1 protein-coding gene is annotated in these 732 nt (G+C 40.8%); it reads left to right on the forward strand.

The window, feature by feature from the left end; translation table 11 throughout:
* On the forward strand, positions 1-732 hold a 732-nt coding region (locus A4S05_RS38355), incomplete at both ends, for a sensor histidine kinase (RefSeq protein ID WP_256091414.1).

The raw sequence follows: 732 nt of genomic DNA on the forward strand, positions 1-732 counted from the left end.
TCTAGAAAATGCCAGACTTTATAATCAAGTCCAGCAGACTCTCACCGACTTGCAACAAGCTCAATTACAAATAGTCCAAAGTGAAAAAATGTCTGCACTGGGTAACTTAGTCGCCGGAGTTGCCCACGAAATCAACAATCCTGTCGGCTGTATTATTGGCAATGTTGATGCTGTCCAAAATTCCATTAATGACCTATTTGGGTTGATTGACCTCTACAACGATAAATTTCCCCAACCTGGGACGGAGATTGAAGAGGAATTAGAGACAATCGACCTGGAATATTTACGGGATGATTTACCCAAGTTAATTAGAGCCATGAAGGATGGTGGCGATCGCATCACAAGCATTAGCAAGAGTCTCCGCACCTTCTCCCGTGCTGATACCGATCAAAAGCAGAAATTTAACCTGCATGAAGGGATTGATAGCACCATCTTGATTTTACGCCATCGCCTCAAGGCTTCGGAGACTCGTCCGGCTATTGAAGTTGTCACCAAATACGGTAATTTACCTCAAGTAGAATGTTTTCTCGGTCAATTAAATCAGGTATTTATGAATATTCTGGCTAATGCCATTGATGCTTTAGAAGAATCTAATCATGGACGCAGCTTTGCAGAACTTAAGGCCAATCCCTACTGCATTAATATTCACACATCGGTCGAAAATGAAAAGTTAAAAATTGCCATTGCTGATAATGGTAAAGGGATGAGTGAAGAAATTCAACAAAAGTTTTT

The organism is Nostoc sp. KVJ20 (assembly GCF_001712795.1).
Lineage (GTDB): Bacteria > Cyanobacteriota > Cyanobacteriia > Cyanobacteriales > Nostocaceae > Nostoc.